Source organism: Pantoea sp. YR525, from assembly GCF_900116775.1.
Lineage (GTDB): Bacteria > Pseudomonadota > Gammaproteobacteria > Enterobacterales > Enterobacteriaceae > Pantoea > Pantoea symbiotica.
On sequence record NZ_FPBU01000010.1, the window covers coordinates 65,503 to 84,422 of the forward strand.

The 18,920-nt window shown below is 56.0% G+C and carries 9 protein-coding genes; 3 read left to right on the forward strand and 6 right to left on the reverse strand.

The window, feature by feature from the left end; translation table 11 throughout:
* Positions 1 to 80 precede the first annotated feature (80 nt).
* From BM323_RS19855 to BM323_RS19865, 3 genes are all read right to left on the reverse strand, one after another.
* Complete coding sequence (locus BM323_RS19855) at positions 81 to 1,721, reverse strand: dihydroxyacetone kinase subunit DhaK (RefSeq protein WP_008105625.1); 1,641 nt, start codon at positions 1,719 to 1,721, stop codon at positions 81 to 83.
* A gap of 122 nt (positions 1,722 to 1,843) precedes the next feature.
* On the reverse strand, positions 1,844 to 2,896 hold the full coding sequence (locus BM323_RS19860) for a 7-bladed beta-propeller protein YncE (RefSeq protein WP_008105626.1): 1,053 nt from the start codon (positions 2,894 to 2,896) through the stop codon (positions 1,844 to 1,846).
* A gap of 215 nt (positions 2,897 to 3,111) precedes the next feature.
* Positions 3,112 to 3,321, reverse strand: coding sequence for a YdgH/BhsA/McbA family protein (locus tag BM323_RS19865; protein WP_008105630.1), 210 nt, complete (start codon positions 3,319 to 3,321; stop codon positions 3,112 to 3,114).
* Positions 3,322 to 3,555: 234 nt separating this feature from the next.
* Here BM323_RS19865 and BM323_RS24690 point away from each other — a divergent pair, with 234 nt between their 5' ends.
* Entirely contained in the window at positions 3,556 to 3,684 is a 129-nt protein-coding gene (locus tag BM323_RS24690; protein ID WP_008105632.1) for a hypothetical protein, read from the forward strand.
* On the opposite strand, the gene BM323_RS19870 is transcribed toward BM323_RS24690, so the two are convergent.
* Entirely contained in the window at positions 3,659 to 4,846 is a 1,188-nt protein-coding gene (locus tag BM323_RS19870) for an MFS transporter (RefSeq protein WP_008105635.1), read from the reverse strand. The two genes, BM323_RS24690 and BM323_RS19870, sit on opposite strands and share 26 nt — an antisense overlap.
* Before the next feature lie 103 nt (positions 4,847 to 4,949).
* Between BM323_RS19870 and BM323_RS19875 the strand changes: the two genes are divergently transcribed.
* Complete coding sequence (locus BM323_RS19875; RefSeq protein WP_008105638.1) at positions 4,950 to 5,900, forward strand: AraC family transcriptional regulator; 951 nt, start codon at positions 4,950 to 4,952, stop codon at positions 5,898 to 5,900.
* Here the strand turns inward: BM323_RS19875 and BM323_RS19880 are convergent.
* Positions 5,897 to 7,441: a methyl-accepting chemotaxis protein gene (locus tag BM323_RS19880; RefSeq protein WP_008105640.1), complete on the reverse strand. Its 1,545-nt coding sequence runs from the start codon at positions 7,439 to 7,441 to the stop codon at positions 5,897 to 5,899. The two genes, BM323_RS19875 and BM323_RS19880, sit on opposite strands and share 4 nt — an antisense overlap.
* A 429-nt stretch (positions 7,442 to 7,870) precedes the next feature.
* Here BM323_RS19880 and BM323_RS24580 point away from each other — a divergent pair, with 429 nt between their 5' ends.
* Positions 7,871 to 12,535 carry an Ig-like domain-containing protein gene (locus tag BM323_RS24580; RefSeq protein ID WP_217646663.1) on the forward strand — a complete coding sequence of 1,555 codons (4,665 nt, stop codon included), beginning with the start codon at positions 7,871 to 7,873 and terminating at the stop codon, positions 12,533 to 12,535.
* Positions 12,536 to 12,760: 225 nt separating this feature from the next.
* On the opposite strand, the gene BM323_RS19890 is transcribed toward BM323_RS24580, so the two are convergent.
* A complete protein-coding gene (locus BM323_RS19890; protein ID WP_008110759.1) occupies positions 12,761 to 18,829 on the reverse strand; it encodes an autotransporter outer membrane beta-barrel domain-containing protein in 6,069 nt (2,022 codons plus the stop codon).
* Positions 18,830 to 18,920: the final 91 nt, after the last annotated feature.

Here is an 18,920-nt window from a genome sequence, read left to right on the forward strand (position 1 = left end):
CCATTCTGCGTCCATTGAAACGGTGCGCATGAATGCGCACCCTACGATGTAGGGTCGCCATTAATGGCGACCTTGCTACATCAACCCGCCAACACCGCAAACACCTTCTCAATCGCATACGCGCCCGGATCTTTTACCCCATCCAGACTCTGCTGATTCAGATACGCGGAACGCCCCGCTTTGGCGCTCTGCATCTTCGCGGTGGCGTCGGCACCTTTCTGCGCCGCTTGTGCAGCAACAGCCAGCGACTCGCCTGCCACTAAGGCTTCCAGCGCCGGTTGCAGCGCATCCACTAAAGTGCGATGGCCCGGCTGCGCGCCGCCGTAATGTTTCATGCGTTCCAGCCCGTGCATCAGCGCCTGCGGCAGCGCGCTGTCCTCTTCCAGCTGCTGACCGGCGCTGGTGAACAGAATCGACATCAACACGCCACTCGATCCGCCCATCACCGTGGCCAGCTGCTCGCCAATCAGCGCCAGCAAGGTTGGCAGTTCATCCAGCGGCAGCTGTTTTTCCTGCAAACTGCGCTGAATTTTCTTCGCCCCGGCGGCAAAGGTTGAACCGGTATCGCCATCGCCCACTTTGGCATCCAGCGCGTTTAGCTCGCTTTCCAGATCGATCAGCGTCTGCGTGACGCTTGCGACAATCTTCGCCACCTCAGTATTCTCAGAGGCATCAAAATCCAGCACGCTACCAATCTTCTCGGCACGTTGCAGGCTGATCGGCGCAAAGTCATATACCGGCACCCAACCCAGCACCTGAACCGGCGCGTTTAATGCTTCCAGGAACGGCTCTTCCAACGCCAGTAGCGTCAGTGAGAAACCCTTCATATCCAGCGCGCTGACCAGCGTTGCCGGACCCAACAGATGCGTGATGCGTGCCGCCAGCGGCGACTGCAACACCTCACGCGTCAGCAGCGCCAGCTCCAGCTGCGAGAAACCGCCGAGATTGTTGATCAGCAGCAGCGCCTGCTTGCCGTCCGGCAGCGCCTGCGCCAGTTTATCGGTCATGATGCTGGTGATGTTGCGGCTGTCTTGCGAATCCAGCGTGATTACACCCGGCTCGCCGTGAATGCCCATGCCGAGCTCGCTGTGACCGGGCTCGACGCGTTCATCACGTTTTTCTCCCGGCACATGGCAAGTGGCAAAAGCCAAACCGATAGACGATGTAGCATCAATCGCGCGCTGTGCCAGCGCTTTAACTTCATCCAGCGATTGTCCCTGCTCCGCCGCAAAGCCCGCAATTTTGTGGACCAGCACGGTGCCCGCGATGCCGCGCGGCTGCGGGTTTTCCGGCAGCGCGATATCATCCTGCACCATTACCAGCTCAACCTTGTAGCCGAGGTTTTTAGCTTTCTCCGCCGCCAGACCAAAGTTGAGGCGGTCGCCGGTATAGTTCTTCACAATCAGCAGACATCCGGCATCGCCAGTGACGTTAACAATGGCGTTCAGCACCGCATCGACACTCGGCGACGCGAAGATGTCACCGCACACCGCCGCCGTCAGCATGCCTTTGCCGACAAAGCCGGCATGCGCCGGTTCATGTCCGGAACCGCCGCCGGAGATCAGCGCCACTTTGCTTTTATCCCAGTCCGAGCGCACCACAACGCGAATCTCATCACCGAGATCGAGGCGACTGAGGTTATGCCACGGCGTGCTCAGCAAAACCCCTTCGATAGCTTCGTTAACCAGATCGTTTTTCTCATGCATAAAAAACTGGCTCATTGCATCCTCTCCATTGGTGTTGTTGCTCTACAAGGTAGCGTATGTGCGGCGATAAAAACGGCGCAGATGGCAGAAATGCAAAAGGCGGCATAAGCCGCCTCTCAGTTTCAGAAAACTACCGATCAGAGTTCGATGCGTAAAACGCTATCGGGATTTTTGGGTGGCTCTTTGCGTGAACCCGGCTGCTTGATGCTGACAAACAGGGTTTTACCATCGGCGGAAACCGCCAGGCTGTTTGGCAGGCCCGGTGCTTTTACTGTGCGTTTCACTTTGTAGTTGCTGGCGTCAATGATGCTAATTTCGCCCGCTTTGCGGTGCGTGACGTACAGCTCATCACGATCGGCATTGAACAGCACTGCCAGCGATTCTGGCACATCGATCTTGTGGATCACCTGCTGCGTGCGGGTATCCAACACCAGCACCTGCGACTGTTTTGAGTCGCTGAGGAAGGCGCGATGGCCTTGGGTATCCAGCGAAATATTCAGGAAGAAGTGATCTTTATCGCCATCGATTTTCTGACGCTTTTCAATCGCGTTCAGGCGCGTATTGATGGTAACCAGTTCGCCGTCGGAATTCGTGACATACAGTTTCTGCGCCGCAGAATCGATCGCCAAACCGGTGCCCATTTTGCCGGTGTTCGGCACGGTGCTGATCAGTTTCAGGGTTTTGCCATCCACCACCCACACCACGCTCTGCTCACCGAGGCCGGTGATATAAACGCGATCGGTTGCCGGATCGACGGCCAGCTGACGCGGTTGCAGCGGACGCACAGTTTCACTGCGCTGACGGCCATCCAGCACCAGCGTGTTGATCACTTTACCGCTGGTGGCATCCACTGCGGTCAGTGAACCGTCACGCGTGTTACCGAAGTAAAGAGTGTTGGTTTTCTGGTTGATCGCCGCGCCAAAGGTCGGCAGATCGGTATTGATGGTTTGCTTCACCGCCAAATCCTGCGGATCGAGGCGATAAACGGTGCCGCCTTTTTTATCGGTTGTGCTCTGCGCGGTCGCGAGAAACAGTGCGTTATCGCTGTTGCTGAATGCCAGTTCGTAAGCGCCTTTTGAGATCACCTGATTCAGCGGCTGAGATTCTGCCGCCATCACCGCAGAGGTCGAGAACAGCGCCGTTGCCAGCAGCAGTGGACGCAGCGCCCACGATTTTTTATTCGCCTTCATAACTTCTCCATAGCAAAAACACCGCCTGATGGCAGTGAAGTGAAAGCCCGACATTACAACCAATATTTAAAAAGACAGCCCGAGGCGAGCCGACGAAGGATGCTACTTTTTGAGAATAGTAATCATTTCGAAGTGAAAGTGACAGGATTTTATCAGGTTACCAACGCCGCCAGGGCGCCCGAAGGCACCCTGTCAGCACAGAACGTTAATGCAACTTATTTAGTCAGTTCGGCAGTCATGTGCACGCCGTTGTTGAAGTTAGCTTCGGTCACTTTATAGGAAGCACCAGCTTCGTGCGCCTGAGCAGCGATTTGCGCTTCTGCACCATCCAGCGTTGAGGCGGTTGCAGTGATGCTTTGCGCAAAGCTAGCGAATGGCAGAACGGTCAGAGCGATAACAGCAGCAAAAGTTTTGATAGATTTCATGGTCAATTCCTTAATGTACGTTTGATTGAGTAAGGCGTCATCGCCTTGTTGAGATACATAATAGTCGTAGAGTTGATCAGTAAAAAGCGGAGAGATTTGCCGTTGTTGTTCGAATATTTTGAATGTAAAAAGCACGTTTGGGTTAACCTTTGTGCAAAGGGTTAAAAATCTGACATTTAATTAAAAGGCAGGATTTATGGCTGTGATAGGTGAGGTTTCGTAGGGTCGCCATTTATGGCGACCGATTTACGCGTATCTGACAAACATGACGCCATTTATGGCGACATTGTGATTCGTGCGGTTGATGGCAAGGTCGCCATGAATGGCGACCCTACGGTTAACCGTGGTGGCGGACGCGGGTGAAGATGGTGATGGCGGCTAAGAGCATCAGCACGCCGCTGGCGAGGAACACGCCGCCTGCGCCTTGCAGATCGAACATCCAGCCACCGGCGGCGGCACCGGCGGTGATCGCCAGCTGAATGGTAGCGACCAGCAAACCGCCGCCCGATTCGGCATCGTCCGGCACCGCGCGGGAAATCCACGTTGACCAACCGGTTGGCATCGAACCAAACGCCAGGCCCCACAGCGCCACGCCCGCCGCGACCAGCCACGACACCTCGCCGAAACTCACCAGCAGCAGCGCGGTCACGCTCATCACCAGCGCCATCGCGGTTAACGTCAGCGATACGCTGCGCGTCACCAGATAACCGGCCAGCGAAGTACCAAAGAAGTTCGCCACGCCAAACGCCAGCAGCACCAGCGACAGTTGATTGACGTTAAGCTGCGCGCTGCCTTCGAGGAACGGACGCAGATAAGTAAAGAAGGCGAAGTGGCCGGTAAACATCATGATCACCGCCAGCATGCCCCAGCGCATCACGCTTTTACGCAGCAGATCCAGCACGCCACCGCTGCGCGCTTTATTGACGGGCGGCATCGCGGGCAAGGTGAAGAACTGCCACAGCAGCGCCAGCACGCCCAGCGCGGCGGTCAGCATAAAGATGTTACGCCAGCCAATAATGCCGCCCAAATAGCTGCCGAGCGGCGCAGCAATAATGGTCGCCAGCGAAATGCCGCTAAATACGATGGAGAGCGCGCGCGGCACCTGATCGCTCGGCACCAGACGCATGGTAATCGCCGTGGAGAGCGTCCAGAAGCCGCCAATCGCCACGCCCAGCAGCACGCGGGCCAGCAGAATCATCGGCAGATTCTCAGCAAAGGCCACCAGCAGCGCGGAAGCAATCAGCAACAGCGTAAAGGCCAGCATCACCACACGACGGTCAAGCTGACGTGTCACATTGCCGATCACCAGACTGGTGAGCAGCGCCACCAGCGCAGTCACGGTAACGGTTTGTCCCGCCTGCCCTTCGCTGATGTGCAGCGTGTCAGCAATCGGCGTCAGCAAGCTTACCGGCAGAAATTCTGCGGTAATCAGGCCGAAAACGCCAAAGGCCATGGCAAACACTGCGCCCCACGCCGGTTTATCCACTTCTAGTGGTGTTTCGATAACTTCAGTATCCAGGCTCATCTGTGATCCCCATCACAAAATATTTAGCGTTAAGCATAGTGACTGATCACCAGACGATCTATGATGCAGAAACTTTGTTTTTTGATTATTCGTCTGGATTCGTATGAGCCGCTATGAAGATCTGACCAGTGAACTGCTAATGGGCATGCGCCTGTACGGCGTCAAATACCAGCGTATCGCGCTGCATGCGCCTTTTGGTCTGCAATATGAGGATGCGCCAGGCAAGGCGCAGCTGCACTTTGTTGGGCGCGGATCGTTACTGATCCGTTCAGCCTCTGGCGTGATCTATCCGCTGCAGGCGGGCGATGCGCTGCTGATCCCGCACGGTAAGCCGCATGCGTTGATCTCCAGCGAAGAGGCAATCTGTGAACCCATTTCGACTTTTAACAGCCGCCCGATTTGCGACAGCGTCTGCGCTATCGGCGACGGCGTAGATGTATGCCCGGATGACAGCGATGTGATTCTGTTTAGCGCCTGCATGGCGTTTGAACTCGGCGGCATGCAACCGCTGGTGCATACCATGCCGGATGTGATGCTGGTGAGTACGCTGCTGGCGCAGTATCCGGAAATCCAGCCGATTCTCGATGCGATGGAGCGCGAAACGCGGCAGCGCAAAGCCGGCTTTGCCGGGATTCTGTCGCGGCTGGCGGATGTGGTGGCGGCGCAGATTGTGCGTGGCTGGGTGGAGAATGGCTGCGGCAAAGGCAGCGGATTGGTGCAGGCGCTACGCGATCCGCGTCTTAGCCTGGCGATGGCGGCGATGCATCGTGAACCTGGTGAAAACTGGACGGTGGAACGGCTGGCGCGGGAATCTGGCAGCTCGCGCTCGGTGTTTGCCGCCCGCTTCCAGAGCGCAACTGGCATGACGCCGCTGCGTTATCTTACCGAGCTACGCATGCGGCTGGCGGTGGAACGTATCGTTCATGAAGGCGAAGCGGTGGAAAGCGTCGCCTTCCACCTCGGTTACGGTTCGCTGGCGGCGTTTAGCCGCGCATTCAAACGCATTGTTGGCACGCCGCCCGGCGCGCTGCGTGCCGAACGTGAAATGCGTTAACGGAACACGCTGATCGCTTCCACCAGACGATTGGCCTGATGCTTCATGCGCCCGGATGCTTCAGCGCTTTCCGCCACGCGCGCGGCGTTTTGATGGGTGATATCGTCGAGATCTTCCACCGCGGTGCTGACCTGCGTTAGCGCGATAGCCTGCTCAGCGGTCGCGCCGCTGATCTGCGCGATCAACGCGGTGACATTCTGCACCTGATCAACGATTTCCTGCATGGTATGTCCGGCTGCATCGGCGTGATCGCTACCCGACTGCACGCGGCTGGCGCTGGTTTCTACCAAGTTTTTGATTTCGCTGGCGGCTTTGGCGCTACGCTGTGCGAGGCTGCGCACTTCACCGGCCACCACCGCAAATCCTTTGCCTTGTTCACCGGCGCGCGCCGCTTCCACTGCCGCATTCAGCGCCAGAATATTGGTCTGGAAGGCGATGCCGTCAATCACGCTGGTGATATTGGCGATACGTTTCGAGCTGTCGGCGATCTCCGCCATCATCCCCACCATCTCCTGCATCACCTTGCCGCCTTTGATCGCCGCAAAGCTGGTATTTTCCGATAAGCCATTCACCTCTTTAGCGGTATCGGTGTTGCTCTTCACCGTGGCAGTCATTTCATTCATGGTGGCAGCGGTTTGCTGCACGTTAGCGGCAGCTTGTTCGGTGCGGCGGCTTAGTTCGTCATTGCTGCGCGCGATGGCATCGCTGGCGCTGAGCACGTTAATTGCCTGACCGCTGACATCATCCACCAGCCAGCGGAACATCAGGCCGAGCTGGCCGATGGCGCGCAGCGTGACGCCAATCTCATCGACGCGATCGATCTGTTCCACTTTATGGCTGGCGCCGGTCGCCACGCTTAATGCCTGACGGCACATGTGTTCCATTGGACGTGAAATTTGCTGCTCCAGCCACAGACTCGCCAGCAGCAAAAGGCCCGCCATGCCGCCAGCAAAGCAGCCTATCGCCAGCGGTGCCAACCCAAGTAGCCAGACGCCAATCACCGAAAGCGGCAACAGCGTTAATAAGGTAGAGCGAATACGCCAGCGCAACGGCAGGGTTTTCAGGATCGAGCCAAAACCACGCCAGCCGGTGCCGACGATTAACCCTTTATGGAAGCGGCGTCCTTTGGCACGGCCTTCACGGAAATCGCGGTACAGCGCTTCGGTCTGACGCACCTCTTGCGCTGACGGCTTGGTGCGCACCGACATAAAGCCCTGCACTTTGCCCTCGCGCACCACCGGAATGGCGTTGGCGCGCACCCAATAGTGATCGCCATTCTTACGACGGTTTTTCACCAGCGCCGTCCACGGTTCGCCCTGCTTGAGTGTCGCCCACATATCGGCAAAGGCTTCAGGCGGCATATCCGGATGGCGCACCATATTATGCGGCTGGCCATTCACCTCTTCCGGGCTAAAGCCACTCACCTCAATAAAGGCGTCGTTGGCATAGGTGATGTAGCTATTGAGATCGGTGGTCGACATCAACGTCGCGTCATCGTCAAAAGCGAACTCGCGCTGTGTGACGGGCTGGTTGTTACGCATGTGTGTGTCCTTGCAAGACGCAGGCTAAAAGAAAAAAATCGATTACGCTTTTTTACCTTTTCGGCAGCGCATGCGCTGGGCTTTAGCGTGGCGGGCTGTTTTTTGTCTTGCCGTGCATGGCAATAAGGAATGGCTCACAAAATCTGCGGGAATAACAACCGATAAAAATTTATTTAGAGTAATTCAGATTCCAGTTTTGTCGCGCAAGGGATGCTGGCGATGCGGGAACGTTAAGTGGCAGAGATATAACAAATAATTTAAAAAATTAATAAATCATAATTTATTGAATTTTATAAATAAAAAACAAAAAAGCAGTTTTAACAGAACGCTTAACCTTTATTGGGACATTTCTCGTCATTTTATTACATGAAGTTCTAAATACTGCGTCAGTTTTTTCCATGAGCGCAGTATGACAATAGTACTGTAAATATGAGCACCACTAAAAACCAAAACGCAACACGTACAGCGCAAACCAGCGCCAATACTGCTTCCATCGCAACCGCTGCGGCGCAATTACCACCGATTGTGCCTATCAAGTATAACGAAGCGATCATCGATACCATCCGCACCCCGCAGAATAACAAACTGATCCCGATTGAATCTGGCGGCGATGCGGAAAAAGGCGTGTTGATTTTCGAAGGCCGTGCCACAAATAACAAACAAATTATCATTTTTGATAACGGCGTTGAGATCGCACGTATCAATGCCACGCCAACCGGTAAGTGGGTTTGGTCGTCTGATGCATTTACCTCGGGCGAACACCACTTTACCGTTCAGGTCGCGGGCGCTGGCAACCCTGTTTCAGCCAGCTATGATGTTTCAGTAGCTACTCAGCCAGAACAGCCAGTTCTGGTGGCGCAAGCCATTGATGACAGTGCGGGCTACGCCCAATACCTGAAGTCTGGCAGCACCACTAATGACACCACGCCACGTTTCACCGGCAGCGCTAAGCCAAACTCCGTCGTCAAAATCTTTGATGGTGAGAAGGAAATCGGTTCGGTGCAGACCAATGCATATGGTCAGTGGAACTATATTGCTAAGCTGGACGGCGGTGCGCATAGCCTGACCTTTGTATCAGGAAATGTTTCTAGCGAGCCTTTCATTCTGAACATCGTTACGCCAGATGCTCAGCAGATCGTGATTGACTATGTTTACGACAACACCAATCCGTATCTCACTAAACTGCTGCAGCCGGGTGATACTTCACAGGACACTACGCCACGCTTTGATGGTAAAGCCGGTGCCAATACCCTGATTCGCCTGTTCGACGGCAATAAAGAGATTGGCTCAACCGTGTCTGACAACTGGGGCCGCTGGAGTCTGACGCCTTCTCTGTCAGCAGGCAGCTACAATCTGGTGTTCAAAGCTGGTGAAGGCTCAGCCAGCAAGCCATTCGCGCTGACCATTGCCGCAGCAGATGCCCAGCCAATCGAAATTTCTTACGTCTACGACAACGTCAATCCGTATCTGACTCAGAAGCTGAAATCAGGCGACAGCACGCAGGACACTACACCACGTTTTGATGGTAAAGCCGGTGCGAATGTGATCATTCGTTTGTATAACGGCGATCAGGAAATTGGCTCAACCAAGTCCAATAGCTGGGGTGACTGGAGCCTGACGCCTTCTCTGTCAGCAGGTAGCTACAACCTGGTGTTCAAAGCCGGTGAGGGTTCAGCGAGCGAGCCGTTTACATTGACCATTGCCGCCGCAGATGCCCAACCAATCGAAATTTCCTACGTTTACGACAACCTCAATCCGTATGTGACGCAGAAGCTGAAATCAGGCGATAGCACGCAGGACACCACGCCACGCTTTGATGGCAAAGCCGGTGCGAATGTGATCATTCGTTTGTATAACGGCGATCAGGAAATTGGCTCAACCAAGTCCAATAGCTGGGGTGACTGGAGCCTGACGCCTTCTCTGCCGGCAGGCAGCTACAACCTGGTGTTCAAAGCCGGTGAAGGCTCTGCAAGTAAGCCATTCGCGCTGACCATCACCACCGCAGATGCACAGCCAATTGAAATCTCCAATGTCTATGACGACAGCGATCGCTACTACTATAAGCCACTCAAGTCTGGCGACAGCACGCAAGACACCACACCACGCTTCAACGGTAAAGCCGGTGCAAATGTACTGATCCGCCTGTTCGACGGCGAAAAAGAGCTGGGTTCAACTTACTCAGATGCTTACGGTAACTGGAGCCTGACACCAACGTTGCCAGCAGGTAGCTACAATCTGGTGTTCAAAGCCGGTGAAGGTTCAGTGAGCAAAGCGTTCGCGCTGAACATCACCTCGGCCGATTCGCAGCCGATTGAAATTTATGCCGCGTTAGAAGACTCAAACGGCTATAACCGCAACCTGGCTCCAGGCGCCACCATCAAAGACACCACGCCTTACTTCTATGGCAAAGCCGGTGCTAACGTGGTGATTCGCCTGTATAACGGCGAGCAAGAAATTGGTTCAACCAAGTCTGATGCTTACGGCAACTGGAGCCTGACACCAACGCTGACTTCAGGCAGCTACAACCTGGTATTCAAAGCGGGCGAAGGTTCAGCCACTACGCCATTCCCGGTGACCATTGTTTCTGCAGCAGCAGAGCCAATCGAAGTGTCGGGTGCATTTGATAACTCAGCTGGCTACAACCAACTGATTGGTTCAGGTGCAACATCAATCGATACTACGCCGCGCTTCTTTGGCCGTGCAGGCGCTAACGTTGTTATTCGTCTATATAACGGCGATGAAGTTCTGGGCTCAACCGTGACCGATGCGTGGGGCAGCTGGACTCTGACGCCGGAGCTGTCGCTGGGTAGCTACAATCTGGTGTTCAAAACCGCCGAAGGCACCGCCAGTGCGCCGTTCGTTATCACCATTTCTGCGCCAGAAGCCACCAAGCCACAAACACCAGAGATCGAGTACATCCTCGATAACGTTGGCAAGGGCGGCTATGTTGAGAAAAATGGCACCACCGATGACGACACACCGAAACTGTCAGGTACCGCAGAGCCAAATAGTCTGGTACAAATTTTCGACAATGGTATCAAAATCGGCGAGCGCCGCGTTTCATCCACCGGTTACTGGGAATTCACTCCAGTTAACCCAGCGTATCTGGTCAACGGCAACCACAGCTTTGTGGTGAAAAGCAGCAACGGTACAGAAACTGAAGCCTGGAATATTGTTGTAAAAGTTCCGGTTGATATCAGCTTCGTAGGCAGCAACTCAGGTGAAGAGACCGGCGATCGTGAAACGGCGGATACCACGCCACTGATTACTGGATTCGGCCCTAAAGGTGTGTTGATTCGTCTGTACGAAGGTGACAAAGAGATTGGATCCGTGGTGACCAGCGTTCGTAATGGCAGCTGGATTTTCAACGTGACCGATCCACTCTCTGTTGGCACTCACAGCATCGTGGCGAAAGTTGGCAACGATAACGCTAGTGCGCAATTCGACTTTGTGATCACTAAGCCAGAGCCTGAAGTACCGGTTGAGCCTGAAGTGCCAGTCGAGCCTGAAGTGCCAGTCGAGCCTGAAGTACCAGTCGAGCCTGAAGTGCCCGTTGAGCCTGAAGTGCCAGTCGAGCCTGAAGTGCCAGTCGAGCCTGAAGTGCCAGTCGAACCTGAAGTGCCAGTCGAGCCTGAAGTACCCGTTGAGCCTGAAGTACCCGTTGAGCCTGAAGTGCCAGTTGAGCCTGAAGTACCCGTTGAGCCTGAGAATCCGTTCAATATTACTCAGGTAATGGATCAATTCTTCGGACCAGGCATCGTCAAAGCGAACGGTATTACAGATGACAACCGACCAAACCTGGTAGGTAATGCACCTGCTAATACGCTGGTCCGTATCTATGATAACGGTATCGAAATCGGTTCTACTTTGGCAAACAGCTTTGGTGCATGGGCATTTAAACCCGCATCAGATCTCTCCTTAGGTGCGCATGCCATCACTGTTGGTGCAAATGCTAATGATACCAGCGAAGCATTCTCCTTTAATGTTGTGGCAGCACAGGTCGTTACTCCGTGGGTTCTGGGTGGCATCAGCGAATTCAATGGTATAGATAACTTTGGCTACAACGCTTCCATCGATGACAACACGCCAGTATTAAATGGCATAGCGGTTGCCGGCACGCTGGTCACCATCACCATCGATGGCAAAGTTGCAGGCAGCGTTATTGCCAATGAGTACGGTCGCTGGAGCTTCCAGACCACTGAACCATTAGCGGCTGGCGGACACGAAGTGATTGCCACCGATGTCGCGGGCAACAAAGGCGGCACGCTGATCTTCAGCCTGGTTGAACCTGAAAATATCGGCATCAACTTCAACGTTTACGACGATAACGCGGGTGAAGCCCTGATTGCATACGGTGCGGTGACAAAAGATTCAACGCCGCTGCTGCGTGGCACTGCAGGTCAGAATATCGTGCTGGAAATCTACGATAACGGTGAGTTGGTTGGCAGCGTGCGCACCGCGCAAGATGGCACCTGGTCTTACTCACTGAAGCTGGCTAATGGTGATCACAGCATTTCTGTCCAAAATGAAAACCAGGATAGCTTGCTGGCTCGCAAGTTCACTGTTGAAGCGGATGCTGCAAGTATTGATGCTGTTTCTGGTCGCACTTTCGATTATGACACTCGCCAGCCATCAGACGGCGAAGCGATCCAGGATCACCGCGTGGTGATTTATGGTACAGGTGAGCCTGATGCAGTCGTGGAATTGCTGACAACGGATGGCCGTTCTTTGGGCTTCACCGGTGTTGCTGCCAGCGGTAAGTGGTATATCGAAGTGGATAGCCGTTTTGAGGAAGGTACTCATAGCGTGATTGCGAAAGTTAACGGCCTGGAAACAGAGCCTTTCACCTTCCATATCATCGAACGTAGTGCAGTCGAAACGCAGGATGAAACCTTCAACCTGTTCGATATTTCAGGCGCAGAGCTGTTGAGCGATGCGGAAGAAACGCTGCTGGGTAGCAACGTAGAAGCGGAAGCACAGCAGGTTAACCTGAATCTGACTCAGGCCGATCTGTCTGTGGTTACCACATCAGGTATTGCCACCAGCACCGTTGCACCGATTGCATTGCAGGATGAGCAGTATCAGGCAATCTAACGCCTAAAACGCCATGAGTTAGAGCAAAACGGATGGTTCGCGCCATCCGTTTTTTTATGCCTGTCATTCGGCGGTCGCCATAAATGGCGCCCCTACAAAGGCAGAGTTCGTTTTTCGTAGGGTGCGCATTTATGCGCACCTGGAATTTAGGTGGTCGCCATAAATGGCGACCCTACGAAGGCAGAGCTCGGTTTTCGTAGGGTGCGAATTTATGCGCACCTGGAATCAGAACTGCCACCTAACGCCAACGTTATAGCGCCAGCCTTTGGCACCGTTGCCCTCGATCTCTTTGCGATAATCCGCCTCAGCATACAGCGACACATCCTTCTGCAAGGTCGCTGTACCGCCTGCGCCCAGCTCCCACATTTGACCAAACTTCCCGCTGCTGAAGGTGGCGCCAAACGCCGGATTATCCACCGAAGACACTGATGTATCCGCCGTGCCGCCCCAACCTTTGTAGTAGTTAGCGCGCAGATAAGGGGTGTATTGACGATTGCTGTCGTCGGTCCAGGTACGATCGAGGCGCGCGCCCAAACGACCAATGGTTTGGTTATAGTCGCCGTAACGCACCTTGTTGCCGTCTTTATCGGTGAAGTCGTCCATATTCAGCTTCATATACATCAGCTGCGCCTGCGGCTCCAGCTTGTAGCCATCGCCCAACTCAAACGGATAGCCGCTCTCCAGCGATGCCGTCCAGCCATTACCTTTCAGCTTCGCCACCTCTTGCGTGCGCGCAATATCGGTTTCGCCGCGATGCCAGTCAAACGACAGCACACCATCCAGATAGAAACCACTTTGACGTTGCCAGGTGCCGTAAAACGCCAGGCTGTCGCTGTCGAAGGTGGTGCTGCTGTAGCCGTCGGCCGCATGTGGACGAATACGCGTATTACCGCGCGTATAGGCTAAACCGCCGCGCAGGCTATCCTGCTCGCCGTCGAGACGCAGCAGATTGCCGCCCACCTGCACCGCGCTGTAATCGAGGTCAAAGTCATAGCCAAAGTCGCGGAAACTCTTATCACTCTTGTACTTCAGGTTCGAGCCGATGTAGCGCAGGAACATCTCGCCGCCGTTGCCTTCCGGACGCGTCTGCTCGTGGCGCAGTTCGCCGAGGCGCTTATGCAGATCGTCGATAATCGCCGAGGTGTAATAGGCAAGGCCAACCGGTGCCGACACATACGAAGGCACTTGCGGCACCACCGCTGGGCGCGAATCGTAGCTTTGCGGCGTACCAAAGGCATCGGTGACGAATGTAGGCTGGCAGCTGTTGCTATCTTCACACACGTAGTAGTTCGCCAGACGGTAATCCCAATAGTTATTGCCGCTGCCGCTGACTAAGCGCTGATTGGGATCGCTGCTGCCCGGCGCGAAGGTGTAGAGGCGATATTGCCACGGCCCGGCGCCGAGATAGCCATCTTTCAGCGCGAAGCTGTTAGCGCTGGCATTGCCGCCGACCTGCGCCAGCGAGATCCCTTCGTTACCCTCCACGCCACCATTTTGATTGAGATCGGTGAGTGCGCCGGTGCTGGCATCGGCAAGTTTCACGTTAACCAGCGTGGTACCGCTGGCATTGCCGGTGACGTTGAGATGGTCGGTGAACTGATTGCTCAGCGCACCGCCCTCATTTAGGTTGGTGACCAGATTGAGCTGGCCGCCGCTCGATGCCAGCGAGCCCGCGATATCCAGCGTATTGCCCGGCGACCCCGCGCCGTTGGTGAGATCCAGCGTACCGGCGTTGTTCACCACCAGAGAATCTGCCGTTCCACCCGACAGCGTTGGATGCACGTTATCGCCGGCGAACAGCGTTGATCCCGCATCAACATTGATGGTGCTGTGCGCCAGCTGCAGGTTATCGGTTAGCGTCCATTTAGTGTTAGCGAAGTTGATGGTGCTCCAGCCGCTGCCAAGATTGACCCCTTTGCTGAGATCGTCAGCGCTGAAGCTGCCACCGCGTGAATCGATCTGGTTGAACGTTAAGGTGTTCCCGGTGCCGGTGCCGCTGGTGAGATGGTACGTGGTACCGAGATCGACATTACTCACTTCAGCGGTGTTGTTGTTGTCGTTGCCCATCGTCAGGCTGCCGTTGAGCGTACCGCCCGTCCAGCGGAACAGATCCGATCCGCCACCCGGATTGATATCACCCTGCACCGCGCCTTCCGTTAGCAAAATTTCGTCATCGGCGTTGCTGCCCGCCACCGCCACAGTTTGTGGATTGGCGGTGATGATGTTGCCGAGATTTTCGAAGATGGTTTTGCCACCGCGCAGATCCACCACCGGCGCCGTCAGGCTGTTGGAGGTGAAGTTGCCGGTATTGACGATGGTGCCCGCGGTGCTGGAGACCAGCGCCGATCCGCCTGTCGCATTATCGATATTCACATTGGCGGCGGTGGTGACATTGCCCGTGGTATTGGCGCGAATACCGGTGCCGCCCGCACCGGTAACATTAAACTGATAGCCCGAACCTAACGTCAGATCGCCGCTGGTGGTTGAGCCATCGGCATTGGCGATGTTCAAGCCGCTGCCGCTGCCGTTCACGTTGGTGGTCACGGTTGAAGCCGGATCGAATGGCACGGCGGTACGAATACCGTTACCGTCGCCGACGTTAATGGTGAGATTGCTCAGGCCGACGTTGCTTAACTCGGCACGGTTTTCGATGCCGTTGCCGCTGCCCAGCACGTTCACCGTGGCGTCGCTGGCGCTGAGTGCGGTCGCGCCGCTATCCAGCAAGATGCCGTGCGCGTTGCCGCGCGTAGTGATCACCGTGTCGCTGCCGGTTAAAGCCAGCTGCGCGCCATCGCTAATGCGCACGCCCGCCGTGCCGTTATCGACATTAATGGTGCCGCCTTTCGCCAGCGTGCTGCCGCTGCCGGAGACATCCAGCCCGGTGCCGTTGGCCACGTTGACCACGCCGTTGTTGGTCAGGGTGCTGCCGGCGCGCGAACGGATACCGATGTTGTTGCTGCCGGTAAGATTCACATTGCCGTTGTTGACCAGCTCTGCGCCGTTGGTGACATCAAAGCCAATTGCGCCGTTACCCGCGCCGCTGACGTTGCCGTTGCTGGTGACGCGGGTGGCCGCCGCGCTGCCATCCAGCGCATTACTTAAATCGGTACGCAGATTGTCCACCAGCACGCCAACCGCGTTGCTGCCGCTGAGATTGATGCTGCTGCCGCTATCCAGCGTGGCGTTCGCGCCGCCTTCTGCGCGGATTGCCGTGCTGCCCTGGCCGCTGGCGCTGAAGTTGGCATTGCTGCTATTCAGGCTACTGCCGCTGCCGGAGATGATCGCGCCGGTGCTGTTACTGGCGCTGGAGGTGAGGGTTGTTGGCGTGGTGAAACTTAGCGCTGCGCCGTCATCAATGCGATAACCGGTTGAGCCGCTGGTGTTGATGTCTAAAGCGTTGGTGGCGGAGCTGATGCGCGATCCGCTGCCCGCCGCGTGATAGGCGATCTGGTCGCTGTTGTTGAATACCGGCGCTGAACCGGCGGCGATATTCACCAGTGCGCCGTTCAGCGCTTCCGCACCGATCGCGCCAGTGCCGTTCAAATTCAACGTCCCGCCATTCAGGTTCGCTACCGCGCGATTCCCGCTGGCGCTGACGCCGCGACTGCGGCTGGTGGTGCTGCCGCCGTTGACGTTGATGGTGCCGGTGTTGTTGGCGGTGGTGGCAAAGGTGCTGCTGCCGCTGTTCACTGCGATGCCGGTGCCGCCATCGTTGATATTGATATTGCCGCTGTTGGTGCCGGTTGCGCCGCTTTCCACGCGGATGCCGGTGGAATTGGCGCCGGTGAAGGTGATATCGCCGGTGTTAGTCAGCTGCGCGCGATTGCGTGCCACGTAGCCGGTCAATCCACTTTGTGAGGCATTCAATGCCGCCGCAGAGTTCAGGCTGGTGCTGGTCACCGGCGAGCCGCTGTTTCTGCCAAAGATATCGTGTTTTTGTCCGTCAACAATCGCGCCGATCGCATTGCTGCCGGTGAGATTCATGGTGGTTGCGGCATCAATAACGCCCGTCGCGCCCCCTTCAACCGTGATGCCATTAGCACCGCTGCCGCTGACGTTAATCACCGCCGCGTCGCTGCTCACTTCCGTGCCTGCGCCGCTGCCGAGCACGGCGGTGGAACCCGCTCCCGACGCGGTGAGCGACAGGGCGTTGCCGTGGAAATCAGCGCCCTGCTCAACGCGGAACAGCGTCGAGTTCTGTGTGGTGACATCAAACGGATCATTGCCCAGCACGTTGATCACCGCATTAGGGCCGTAAGCAAAGAAGGCAATCTGATTGGTGCCGTTTGAGAAAGTCGGCACGGCAGCCGGATCAACAGTTACCGTGGAGTTTCCACGCGCATGCACGCCAATCGCGCCATTGCCGCTGAGGTTAAGCGGGCCATCGACGGTGGCCTGCGCCGTGCCGGTTCCTTGCCCTTCCACCCACACGCCATAGTTGCGCGTGCCGCTCGCCGGATCTGCGCCGCCTGCCACGTTGATGGTGCCGGTTGAGGTTGCGCGGGCGGTGTTGCCATTGGTGGCCAGCACTTTCAGGCCGGTGCCGTTCACGCCATTTAGATTGATGGTGCCTGCGTTATTGATGTTACCCTCACTGTTGGTCACCAGCATGCCGACGTTTTCGCGCGGTATCGCAGCAGCCGCACCGTTCACATTGATGGTGCCGGTGTTGATCATGGTGGCGTTATTAGCACCCGTCGCCGACATCCCCGCTGCGTTTTGCGTTTTCGTCCCGATGGTAATGCTGCCATCGTTGACCGCGTTACCGTTGGCGACCAAGGCGATACCGCTGGTGAGTCCGCTCTGGTTCATCGCGGTATCCGCCGTCGCCTCACCCAGGCTGTTCTGCGGTCCGCGACCAATGTAGATATTGCCGCTGGCGTTATTGGTAAAGCTGGATGTGGCATCGGTCAGTAACACGCCGGATGCGGTGCCGCGCGCACTCGAACCGTTAACGCCGACGTTGATATTGCCGCTGTTATTAGCGGTGGATGACACGCCAAGATTGATGCCTGCCACGCCATACTGTGAATTGCTGCCGGTGGTGGCGAAGTTAAGGATGCCGTTGTTGTTGAAGGTACTGCCGGTTTGCACGGCTACGCCGTTGGCACCGTAGCCGGTTGAGCCAATGCCGGTGCCATCCTGACGATTGAGGAATCCGCCATTAATCACACCGTTGTTAATCCCGCTGCTGTTGTCGGTTAGCACCAGCGCCGTGCCGTTATTAGTGATGCTGCCACGGCTCGCCAGCTTGCCATCGATCACCGCTTGTGCGCCGTTGGAGGCTTTAATCGCTCCGCCGGTCGCGCCCACCACTTCCAGCGTTTTACCCGCCGCCAGATTCACTTTCGCGCCCGCGCCACTGGCATTAATCACAATGCGGTTCAGTATCGGTTGCGTGACTTCATCTGGCGGTGTGGCGCTAACGTTGTAGACGATGTTGGCATTGGTGAAGGTGACGGCTTTATTGAATTCGGTGAGATAGCGCGTTTTATCGAGGTTGCCTGCCTGCAGCTGGCTGATCAGCCAGTTATTGAAGCTTTGCAGTTGGCTGGCGTTGGTGACGGTAAAACTGGTGCTTTTGCCATCCAGCGTCTGCACGCTGAAACCACCGTTATAAGTGGCAAGATTTTGCACCTGATAGCTGCTGGTGGCCGATCCTGCGCCGTCTGGCGTGGCGGTTGCGCCGAAGAAGCTGATACGGTTGTTGCTGTTCCAGTTCACCGTGCCAGTGCCGCTCACATCAAACAGCTCTGTCTGCTTGGCTGCCATGGTCCAGCTGTTGGTGCTGGCGCTGCTGAGCGCATTGGCCTGGCCGATATTCACATCCAGCGTGCCGCCAGTGACATCGGCAATGCGCGCGTCGATATATTGCCCATTATTGACGTTTTGCACATCCGGCACGCTGGTGGCGCTGGTGACGGGCGCTAATGCGACAAGACTCGCAGAGTTGTAAACCTGGAACGTGCTGTTGGTGCCGGTGGCGGCATCGGGCGTAGTGATAGCAAAGTTTTGCGGGCCGGGATCAAGGCGATCCTGATTGAGATACTGCGATCCCGAGGTGATTGCTACTTGCCCGAGCGTGGTGGTGACTGCGCCATCTGTTCCTGGCGTGAACGCCTGATTGCCGGTGAGGGTTTCATTGCCGCTGCTGACGGTAATTTTACCTGCTTGATTGTCATTATTTTCTGGTGTGTAAGTCCCCAACGTAACAGCCTGACTTTGCATTGCTGGGTAGATCAGCAATTGCGCCGTCAACATCCCTAATGCGATAGGATTTAATTTAAACCTCATACTTCCTCCAGTGGGCGTGCAGCGTCCGCGCTGTTTTTGCAACAGCGTTAAATTCATCGCGAGGGGATAAAACGGCAGGTTAATACCAATC

Bases quoted from the DNA above. Each gene is read 5' to 3' on its own strand.
- BM323_RS19890 (WP_008110759.1), bottom strand. From the start codon at position 18,829: ATGAGGTTTAAATTAAATCCTATCGCATTAGGGATGTTGACGGCGCAA.
- BM323_RS19880 (WP_008105640.1), bottom strand. From the start codon at position 7,441: ATGCGTAACAACCAGCCCGTCACACAGCGCGAGTTCGCTTTTGACGAT.
- BM323_RS24690 (WP_008105632.1), top strand. From the start codon at position 3,556: ATGGCGACCGATTTACGCGTATCTGACAAACATGACGCCATTTATGGC.
- BM323_RS19865 (WP_008105630.1), bottom strand. From the start codon at position 3,321: ATGAAATCTATCAAAACTTTTGCTGCTGTTATCGCTCTGACCGTTCTG.
- BM323_RS19855 (WP_008105625.1), bottom strand. From the start codon at position 1,721: ATGAGCCAGTTTTTTATGCATGAGAAAAACGATCTGGTTAACGAAGCT.
- BM323_RS19860 (WP_008105626.1), bottom strand. From the start codon at position 2,896: ATGAAGGCGAATAAAAAATCGTGGGCGCTGCGTCCACTGCTGCTGGCA.
- BM323_RS24580 (WP_217646663.1), top strand. From the start codon at position 7,871: ATGAGCACCACTAAAAACCAAAACGCAACACGTACAGCGCAAACCAGC.
- BM323_RS19875 (WP_008105638.1), top strand. From the start codon at position 4,950: ATGAGCCGCTATGAAGATCTGACCAGTGAACTGCTAATGGGCATGCGC.
- BM323_RS19870 (WP_008105635.1), bottom strand. From the start codon at position 4,846: ATGAGCCTGGATACTGAAGTTATCGAAACACCACTAGAAGTGGATAAA.